The sequence below is a fragment of the Brevibacillus fluminis genome, assembly GCF_052072235.1.
Classification (GTDB): domain Bacteria; phylum Bacillota; class Bacilli; order Brevibacillales; family Brevibacillaceae; genus Brevibacillus_D; species Brevibacillus_D fluminis_A.
The window spans coordinates 1-10,000 of the sequence record NZ_CM125436.1 but is presented as its reverse complement, the minus strand read 5'-3'; the positions used below and the strand labels follow the sequence as shown (position 1 = coordinate 10,000).

The 10,000-nt window shown below is 48.3% G+C and carries 9 protein-coding genes (1 of these 9 cut by a window edge); all 9 read right to left on the bottom strand.

Annotation, left to right across the window (positions count from 1 at the left end):
• Positions 1-1,608, bottom strand: the 5' portion of a protein-coding gene (gene gyrA / locus ACTID9_RS00045; RefSeq protein ID WP_441069082.1) for a DNA gyrase subunit A. Its footprint begins 900 nt before the window's first position; 1,608 of the gene's 2,508 nt are visible here — the first part of the coding sequence; it begins with the start codon at positions 1,606-1,608; its stop codon lies beyond the left edge, outside the window.
• 372 nt (positions 1,609-1,980) lie between these two features.
• On the bottom strand, positions 1,981-2,883 hold the full coding sequence (locus tag ACTID9_RS00040) for a hypothetical protein (protein WP_441069080.1): 903 nt from the start codon (positions 2,881-2,883) through the stop codon (positions 1,981-1,983).
• A complete protein-coding gene (locus tag ACTID9_RS00035; protein ID WP_441069078.1) occupies positions 2,858-3,421 on the bottom strand; it encodes an RNA polymerase sigma factor in 564 nt (187 codons plus the stop codon). The genes ACTID9_RS00040 and ACTID9_RS00035 overlap by 26 nt, the downstream gene beginning before the upstream one ends.
• Positions 3,422-3,563: 142 nt before the next feature.
• Positions 3,564-5,489: a DNA topoisomerase (ATP-hydrolyzing) subunit B gene (gyrB, locus tag ACTID9_RS00030; protein WP_441069076.1), complete on the bottom strand. Its 1,926-nt coding sequence runs from the start codon at positions 5,487-5,489 to the stop codon at positions 3,564-3,566.
• Positions 5,489-5,782, bottom strand: coding sequence for an extracellular matrix regulator RemB (gene remB / locus ACTID9_RS00025; RefSeq protein ID WP_122920176.1), 294 nt, complete (start codon positions 5,780-5,782; stop codon positions 5,489-5,491). The genes gyrB and remB overlap by 1 nt, the downstream gene beginning before the upstream one ends.
• A gap of 19 nt (positions 5,783-5,801) precedes the next feature.
• Complete coding sequence (gene recF, locus ACTID9_RS00020; RefSeq protein WP_441069073.1) at positions 5,802-6,911, bottom strand: DNA replication/repair protein RecF; 1,110 nt, start codon at positions 6,909-6,911, stop codon at positions 5,802-5,804.
• Between the two features lie 16 nt (positions 6,912-6,927).
• The gene (yaaA, locus tag ACTID9_RS00015; protein ID WP_441069071.1) at positions 6,928-7,146 is read right to left on the bottom strand and encodes a S4 domain-containing protein YaaA; all 219 of its coding nucleotides are present in this window, start codon (positions 7,144-7,146) and stop codon (positions 6,928-6,930) included.
• 47 nt (positions 7,147-7,193) lie between these two features.
• Complete coding sequence (gene dnaN, locus ACTID9_RS00010) at positions 7,194-8,333, bottom strand: DNA polymerase III subunit beta (RefSeq protein WP_441069069.1); 1,140 nt, start codon at positions 8,331-8,333, stop codon at positions 7,194-7,196.
• Between the two features lie 305 nt (positions 8,334-8,638).
• The gene (dnaA, locus tag ACTID9_RS00005) at positions 8,639-10,000 is read right to left on the bottom strand and encodes a chromosomal replication initiator protein DnaA (RefSeq protein ID WP_441069067.1); all 1,362 of its coding nucleotides are present in this window, start codon (positions 9,998-10,000) and stop codon (positions 8,639-8,641) included.

Genomic DNA, 10,000 nt, shown 5'->3' with positions numbered 1-10,000 from the left:
CGCTCCGATTCCCTGCACACCGCGACCGCCCCGCTTCTGACTGCGGTACGTGGAAGACGGCAGACGTTTGATGTAGCCGCTGTGGGTCAGCGTAACAACCACTTCTTCTTCCGGAATCAGATCCTCGTCCTCGATCACATCTTCTCCGATTGTAATGACCGTGCGGCGAGCATCGCCGAATTTATCCCTGATCTCACTGATTTCATCACGAACAATGGCGTAAATTTTGCCTTCATCCGCCAAAATCGCACGGTATTCCGCGATTTTAGCCAGCAGCTCCTGGTACTCGTTCTCGATTTTCTCCCGTTCCAAACCGGTCAGGCGCTGCAGACGCATATCCAGAATCGCCTGTGCCTGAATTTCGGATAAACCAAAACGCGACATCAACCCTTCGCGCGCTTCATCGGCTGTTTGCGATGCGCGGATCAAGCTGATGATTTCATCGATATGGTCCAGCGCAATGCGCAAACCTTCCAAAATGTGCGCGCGGGCTTCCGCTTGACGCAGATCGTACTCGGTCCGCTTGCGGATAATTTCACGCTGATGTTCCAAATAATAAAAAATCATATCGCGCAAATTAAGCACGCGCGGACGGTTGTTAACCAGTGCCAGCATGTTCACACCAAAGGTGCTTTGCATTTGCGTATGCTTGAACAAATTGTTCAGCACGACTTTTGGCACAACGTCGCGGCGCAGTTCGATCACGATCCGCATCCCTTTCCGGTCGGACTCATCGCGCAAATCGGTAATGCCATCGATTTTCTTTTCGCGAACCAGCTCGGCGATCTTTTCCACCAATCTCGCCTTGTTCACCTGGAACGGAATTTCCGTCACGATGATTCGCGCTTTTCCCTTGTTTTCTTCAATCAAGGTTTTGGCACGCATCGTGATCGACCCGCGACCCGTTTCATAGGCACGGCGAATCCCGCTATAGCCGAGAATTTCACCAGCTGTCGGGAAATCAGGCCCTTTAATGATTTTCATCAACTCGGCGACAGTGATGTTCGGATTATCGATCATCGCCACGACGCCATCAATAACCTCGGTCAGGTTGTGCGGCGGAATGTTGGTTGCCATACCGACGGCGATACCGCCAGAGCCGTTGACCAACAGATTCGGAAAACGGGATGGCAAAACAACCGGTTCTTCTTGCCGGCCGTCATAGTTGGGGATGAAATCAACTGTTTCTTTTTCAATATCGCGCAGCAATTCAAGCGAGAGCCTGGACATGCGCGACTCGGTATAACGCATCGCAGCAGGCGGGTCTCCGTCGACGGAACCGAAGTTCCCTTGACCCTCAACCTGCAGGTATCGCGTATTAAAATCTTGCGCCATCCGCACCATAGCCTCATAGATCGAGGAGTCACCATGTGGATGGTATTTCGCCATAACTTCCCCGACAACGTTGGCCGACTTACGGAACCCTTTGTCAGGGGTAAGTCCCATATCATGCATAGCATATAAAATCCGGCGGTGTACCGGCTTCAAGCCATCGCGAACATCAGGCAATGCCCGGCTCACGATAACGCTCATCGCATAGCTAATAAAGGACTCGCGCATTTCTTGACTTATATCAATTTTAGGAAACCGAGATGCTTCTTCAGCCATAGAGAATAAACCTCCAAATGGTTCTCACATCTAGCTATTATAACATATTCTGTTTCCCCACGTCCAAGTCTGACGAAAGAAAGAAAAAACAGGCAAATATCCCTTGTCGCTTTTGACAAGGGAAGTAGTGATTGGGCAAGGTGGGATTCTTTTATAATTTGACCAGCTTCTCCAAATCGAGTCGGCGAACAGTCGCCTTTGCATCAAGAGAAAGTTTGGCGGCAACAGCAGCAATACGCAATAATTGTTTCATGGTAACTTCCTCCCGCTTCTCGGTTATGCAACCATCATATCTCGGGGGGACAAATCGCTGCTATCGCTTTACCTTTCAATTCTCTTACAAAGCTGTAATCTTGGCGTATCTCCTGTAATTTACCACAATTTTGCTGCAATCGCCAGCAAGTCTTCTTTGGAAACCGTCGTGAACGACGTACTTACGGTATAGAGCAAATTAGCCTTCTCGTTAAAAATCTCAAGATATTTATACTCTTGCCCGGTATCTGAGGATTTTTGCACGTGGTAGATTGCTTCCTGTCCGTGCACCTGCACTTTTTCAACCGTTTCGTCTGGCCCCGCTTCAGAACTCATGTATTTGATATTCTCAAAATTATCGATGTCGATCCGAACTGCTCCTTTGTTGTTTTTGTAAGTCGCTCCTGTTCGCTGTACTTTCTTGTCTACCTTCATCTCCTTGATGATGATGTCCTGCTTTGTTCGCTCCGCCTCTTGGTAGATTTCTTCTTTCTTGTAGTCGTAATTTACCATGTGTTCCACATAGCCTTCCTGGAACACGAAGCTGCCTTGGAGTTCGGCTGGAACAGTCAGCAATGTCCCAAGCTCAGTTTGCAGGGCAGCGCGATCGCTTGAAGTAATCGGTTTTTGTATACGGGATATGATTTTTTGCGGGTTATCGCTGGCGATATACACGATCGCAGCTGTATCAGGCTTCATCGATTCGCGGATCTCACTGATTTTTTCGTTAAACGTTTTCTGATGGTTCAAACCCGGATTTTGATCCACTTTGTTGACCTGAACGACAACCTCTCCCTTGTCGTTTTTCAGTTCATATACTTTGATTGCCGCAAATGCAGAAGTCACACCGAACACAAGACATGCCGCCACGATTACTATGATTTTCTTTTTCACCTTTTCTGCCTCCCTTTGTTTCTTTCTTTCCGTTATCTTCGCTAACACTTGATCTTTAACATCAATTTTCGGAACATCTGTCTGCAAAAAAAGTCGCTCCAACTCATCTGATGACTTTGAAGGCTTCATTTTCGTCCCCCCCTTTCTGCATTTGCACGTATTTTTTGCATCTTTTCACCGCCCGTTCGTATTGCTTTCGAACGGCGGCCGGATTTTTCTGCAGGATGGCCGCAAGCTCCTCATAGGTCTTCTCTTCAACAACTCGCAAAATAATGACATTCCGTTCCTCTGCGTTCAGCTGTGACAAAGCGACATGAAGCGGTTCACTCAAATAATCGCTCGCAGTAGAGTCTTCCACGGACAATTCTTTTTGCAAAAAAGGAACCATTCGATAAAGCTTCTTTCGTTTTATGAGATTCAAGCAATGATGATAGGCAATCTTATACACCCACGCTGAAAAAGAGAGTGTTTTTGTATATTTGTCGATATGTTCGTACGCTTTGATGAATACCTCCTGTACGGCATCCTCCGCTTCTTGCCTATGTCCGAGCATATGGTAGCAATATGTAAATATCGGCTGCTGCAACGCTTCGATGACTTCCCCGAATCGTTCCAGATCGCCTGTTTTGATCTCCGCCACCAATTTCTCGATTTGCTCCTTATCCACGTTTGCTCACCTCCCTTTGTCAGGTATAACAAATGCACAACCCATTTTGTGACACCTGAGGGAAAATTTATTTTGAACCAAAAGAAAAAAGCGGCCGAATACACGACCGCTTTTTCTTACGCTGCCTCTATGAAATTACACATTAAATATCCAAATCCCGGATCGTCTTGGAATACCCTTCAATAAATTCCCGGCGCGGCTCTACTTCATCGCCCATCAAGGTTTCAAACACCATATCCGCATCCATCGCATCTTCCAAACTAACCTGCAGCAAAGTCCGAACGCTTGGGTCCATCGTGGTTTCCCACAGCTGCTCGGCATTCATCTCGCCCAGTCCTTTGTAACGCTGAATCGCAGGCTTGGGCACAGGCTTCAACGTCTCCAAAATTTGATCGCGCTGCGCATCGGTATACGCATAATGGACCTGTTTGCCTTGTTTAATTTGATAGAGTGGCGGCTGGGCAATATAGATATAGCCTTCCTCGATCAATTGACGCATGTAACGGTAGAAGAAGGTCAACAGCAAGGTGCGGATGTGCGAACCATCGACGTCGGCATCCGTCATGATGACCGTTTTGTGGTAGCGAGCTTTGGTAATATCGAAATCTTCACCGATCCCTGTGCCGATCGCGGTAATGATCATCCGGATCTCATTGTTGGACAAAATTTTATCCAAACGCGCCTTCTCAACGTTCAACACTTTTCCGCGCAGCGGCAAAATAGCCTGGAAGTGACGATCGCGGCCCATTTTTGCAGAACCACCCGCAGAGTCCCCCTCGACGATGAACAATTCAGATTCGGAAGCATCTTTGGAGGAACAGTCCGCCAGTTTACCCGGCAATGCGCTTACCTCGAGCGCATTTTTGCGGCGGGTCAGCTCGCGCGCTTTCCGCGCCGCTTCGCGTGCGCGAGCAGCCATCAGCGCTTTTTCCACAACCTTCTTGGCTACAGACGGATTTTCCTCCATGAAAGCAGAAAAACGCTCGCCAAAAATGGACTCCGTGATGCTCCGCGCTTCGGAGTTGCCCAGTTTCGTCTTCGTCTGCCCTTCAAATTGCGGCTCCGGGATTTTCACGGAAATGATCGCAGTGATTCCTTCCCGCACGTCATCGCCGGAAAGATTCTGATCTTTTTCTTTCAAAAAGTTAAACTTGCGACTGTAATCGTTAATCACGCGGGTCAGCGCAGCCTTGAAGCCGGCCTCGTGCGTTCCGCCCTCATGTGTATTGATGTTATTGGCAAACGAGTAGATGTTGCTGACATAGCTGTCATTGTATTGAATCGCAACCTCTACCATAAGGCCGTCCTTTTCGCCTTCGCAGTAGATGACCTCTTCATGCAGCTTCTCGCGGTTTTTGTTCAAATACTCAACAAACGAGATAATGCCGCCTTCAAAATAAAACTCCTCGGACCGCTCTTGGCCGGGGCGTTGGTCATGCAAAACGATGCGCAAGCCTTTGTTCAGAAATGCCAGCTCGCGGATCCGCTTTTGCAAAATCTCGTATTCATAAACGGTGGTTTCCGTAAAAATGGTCGGGTCCGGCTTGAACGTAACGATCGTTCCCGTTTCTTCCGTCTCGCCCACAACAGCAAGTTCTGCCTCTGGAACACCGATGTTAAAACGCATTTTAAAAATCTTGCCTTGCTGCTTAACTTCGACTTCCATCCATTCGGACAAGGCGTTTACAACCGAGCTACCTACACCATGTAGACCGCCTGACACTTTGTAACCGCCGCCGCCAAACTTACCGCCGGCGTGCAGCACGGTCAAAACGGTCTCAACTGTCGATTTGCCCGTTTTTTCGTGAATGCCGGTTGGAATCCCGCGGCCGTTGTCCGTTACGCTGATGACATTGTCCGGCAAAATCTTGACATGGATTTCGGTACAATACCCTGCAAGCGCCTCGTCGATCGCATTATCGACAATTTCCCAAACCAGATGATGCAAGCCACGGCTACTTGTCGAGCCGATATACATCCCCGGGCGTTTCCGTACAGCTTCCAATCCTTCTAAGACCTGTATCTGACTGGCATCGTAGCTATTTTCTTTTTCAGTTGCTTGATCCACTACTCTGTCAACTCCTCACTTTCAGTTTCTACAGAAGGGAATTGGTCCAGGCTGTTCACGAACTGAGCTCGCCGCTTTAGCGTAAGTGAAGAAATCGGCGAACAGTAAATGGCGTCTTTGGTAATGACAAAGGATTTGACCTCTTCCGCCGCCTCATCGATGACTCGTTTTTTCTTCCGCTCCTCATCGATGAATCGCTTCGTCACTTTTGACATTTTTACCGTCTGATGGTCAAGGATGGAAATCACGTCCTTAGTGCTCACAACAGTATCTCCACCAATGTGAATAAACATGCCTCAACACCTTGACTTTCTAGGAAATTTTCCCTTCTCTCACGTAATGCCGCGCAGCCTGCTGAAGCACCTGATGCTTCAATCCTTCCACACCTGTCGAGCTGACAAACGTCTGGACTTTATCCTGAATCGTTTCCAGCAGCAATGTTTGACGGTGCTCATCTAACTCTGACAATACGTCGTCCAACAACAAAACCGGGTACTCGCCGACCTCTTCCTTGATCAGCTCGATTTCAGCAAGCTTCAAAGACAATGCGGCCGTTCGCTGTTGACCCTGTGAACCGAATGTTTGTACATCTATTCCGTTTATTCGCAAGGAAAAATCATCGCGGTGGGGCCCGATCAATGTACTGCCCCGCTGTTTTTCCCTTTCCAGCATCTCTTCATAGGCTGTGTGAAGCGTATCTGCCGCCTGCTGGAGATTCATGTCAGCAGTGACGGGGGTCGTGTTCACATAGTGAAGAGTCAGTTCCTCTTTACCATCGGTGATCCCGGCATGAATACTTTTCGCCCAAGCCTCCAATTTCCCGATATACTCAAACCGTTTCTGTAGTAATTTTACCGCTAAATCAGCCAGTTGGGTATTCCAAATTGATAACATGTCAACCGAGATGTTCTTCTTGATGATCATGTCTTTCAAGAGCTGATTTTTTTGCTGGAGCACTTTGTTGTAGTTGCTCAAGTAATGGAGATAGGTGCGCGAAACCTGACCGATTTCCATATCGATGAACCGGCGGCGTTGGGCAGGTGCGCCTTTGACGATTGCCAGATCCTCCGGCGCGAACATGACCACATTCAACGCCCCGACAAACTCGCTCAGTTTTTGCTGCTCCAATCCATTGATTTTGGCCCTTTTTCCCTTCGAAGTCAATTGAATCTCTAAACGAACAGAACCGTAGCGACGTTCGATGTCGCTACGGACTGTTGCATAATCGGCATTCCATGAAATTAATTCCTTGTCTTTTGAGGTGCGGTGCGACTTCGCCAGCGCCAACAAATAGATCGATTCCAGCACGTTGGTTTTCCCTTGCGCATTATTGCCGATGAACAGCTGGATTTGACCGTCAAAAGACAAAGACAGCGATTCGTAATTGCGATAGTGGGAAAGCGTCAGATTACGTAAATGCAACGCGACACCCTCCCTCTCAACGCCGGGTTACGTGAAAGTCACCGAATCCATCGATAAAGACGGTATCGTCGGGATAAAGCTTACGGCCGCGTCTGTTTTCCAGCTCTCCGTTAACTTTAATCTCGACATCGGCCAAAAAGGCCTTGGCCATGCCCCCGGTATCAATGACGCCGGCCAGCTTCAAAAATTGCCCAAGAGGGATGTATTCAGTCTGAATTGCTACTGCTTTCGACATGGGAAAGCTCCTTTCATCAGGCAACCGTGATTGCTGGTTTTCGTTGTTTAGTAGGTGCGAACCGGCAGGATCAGGTGAAGAATCCAGTCGTGATCGGTCGGGCGGATGACAAACGGACTCATCGCCCCCGTGAAGCTCACGCGGATTTCACCGGAATCAAGCGAACGGAGCGCATCGATCATGTATTTCGCATTAAAGGAGATTTTCAATTCTTCTCCGTTTACCGATACAGGTGTCATCATTTCCGTTACTCGCCCGATTTCAGGAGCGTTGGAAGAAATTTCGACGTTGTTATCAGCCATTGTTACCAATCGTACCACATTTGATTTCCCTTCTCTGCTCAAAAGCGAGGCGCGTTCGATCGATTGCAGGAAATCTTTGCTGTGGACGACAATCTCTGTTTTGCTGCCTTGCGGGATGATGCGGCTTGTATCCGGATAGGTTCCCTCCAGCAAACGGGAGTAGAACAGAATATGGTTTGTTTTAATCAGAATCTGATTTTCCGCTACGACGATATCGACCACCGCTTGGTTATCGTCGAGAATTTTCATCAGCTCATTACAGCTTTTCCCCGGCACGACAACATTGTGAAAGTACAAGTCTTCCGCGCATTCGACAGCAGCAGAACGGCTCGCCAGGCGATGGCTGTCCGTTGCGACGAATTTCAGCTGTCCTTTTTCCAGCGACCACATGATCCCCGTCAAAATCGGACGCATTTCCGATGTGGAAACGGCGAAAGAAGTTTGGCGCAGCATGGTTTTCAGCAGATCGCTTGGAATGCTGAGGACTTTCTCCTCCTCCAGTTGCGGCAGCTGCGGGAATTCGTCGGCATTCATGCCATTGATGGTGAACTCGGCCTGTCCGGAACGGATCAGTGCAGCGAATCGGTCGTCAACAGAGATGTGGATTTCATCCCCTGCCAACTTTCGCACGATTTCCCCGAAAATGCGAGCGGTCAGCACGACACTTCCTGGTTTGTGCACCGTTACGCCCCATTCTCCCGCTTCTTCAGACGGGATTTGTACCTCAATGGATACATCGGAATCGCTCGCGGTCAACGTTAGTCCTTCATCGGTTGCTTTCAGCTTGATCCCGGTCAAAATCGGAATGGTGGTTCGAGTCGATACCGCTTTGGCAACATGGGACACCGCTGATACTAACTTATCGCGTTTGACACTTATTTGCATGGTGGACAACCTCCAGTTTGTTTGACTGCATAGAAAACTTGTACGATACGACATCATCAAAAACGTTTCGACATGCAATGGAGCCTTTTTCAGAATCGTTTCGGATTCATCAGCATGTCTGTGCTGTAACAGGTTCTAAAACAGCAGCGCGTACATATAGATATTTATTAGGTAAAAAAGATAACAGTAATAGTAGGGCATGTGAAAATGTGGATAACTCCAAAATGAACGATAAAGAGAGCCTATACACTTGTGGGTAAATTGTGCATAGGCTTTTTCATTATTCACATGGATTATCCACAATTCTAGTTGCTAGTTTTGAGTTTTTCCAACAACGTTTGAATCGTTGCCTGCAATTGAGGGTCAACGGCCAGAGATTTGGAAATTTTCTCATGGGCATGGATGACGGTCGTATGGTCGCGGCCGCCGAATTCGTCGCCAATTTTCGGCAAGGAAGCATCTGTCAGCTCACGTGAGAGATACATGGCGATTTGGCGCGGATAAGCAACCGATTTCGTGCGTTTTTTCGCTTTAAAATCTTCGAGCTTGAGGCTGAACGCCTCGCCAACTGCCCGTTGGATGTCCATGATGGTTATGATGCGAGGCTTGGAAGAAGGAATAATGTCTTTCAATGCCTCAGCAGCTAGCGTAGTATCGATATCCCGGTTGATCAGGGAAGAATAAGCGACGACACGAATAAGTGCACCTTCCAGCTCACGAATGTTGCTGTCGATATGATTTGCGATATATACCATAACCTCATTGGGAATGTCGAGATTTTCCGCTTTCGCTTTTTTGCGAAGAATGGCGATGCGCGTCTCCAGATCGGGCGGCTGGATATCGGTGATCAAGCCCCATTCAAAACGGGAGCGAAGCCGGTCTTCAAGCGTTGGGATCTCTTTTGGCGGGCGGTCGGATGAAATAATGATTTGCTTGGAAGCTTCATGCAATGCATTGAACGTATGAAAAAATTCTTCCTGCGTTTGTTCTTTCCCCGCCAGAAACTGAATATCGTCAATCAGAAGCACGTCAACACTGCGGTATTTATTGCGGAACTCTACCGTTTTGTTGTCGCGAATCGAATTAATGAACTCATTGGTGAACTTCTCGGATGAGAGGTAAACCACTTTGGCTGAAGCGTTATGCTGTATGACATAATGGCCGATGGCGTGCATCAAGTGCGTTTTGCCAAGGCCGACGCCTCCGTAAATAAACAAGGGGTTGTAGGCTTTCGCCGGTGCTTCTGCGACTGCTAGAGAGGCAGCGTGGGCGAAGCGGTTGCCGGAACCGATGACGAATGTATCAAACGTGTACTTTGGATTCAGAATACTGGGAGGCTGGTCATCAGATCCAGTCGGTTGCTGAGCTACCTTGACACGCGGTGCAGGAAAGTCTTCATTCGCGCCCGCCTCCTGGTTTTGGGGGACGACAAATTTGACTTTCATATGATTGCCCGTTGTTTCATACAATGTATCGGTTATCAGAGGGGAGTATCGCGTTTCCAGCCAGTCACGAGCAAACTCGTTCGGAGCGGCGACGATTAGAGCATCTTCCTCTAAGGTGGTTGCCTTTGTCGCTTTGAGCCATGTATCAAAACTCGGCTTGCTTAGCGTTTTTTCGATCTTTTCCAGGACTTTTCGCCAAAGTTCGGATATTTGAGCATCCAC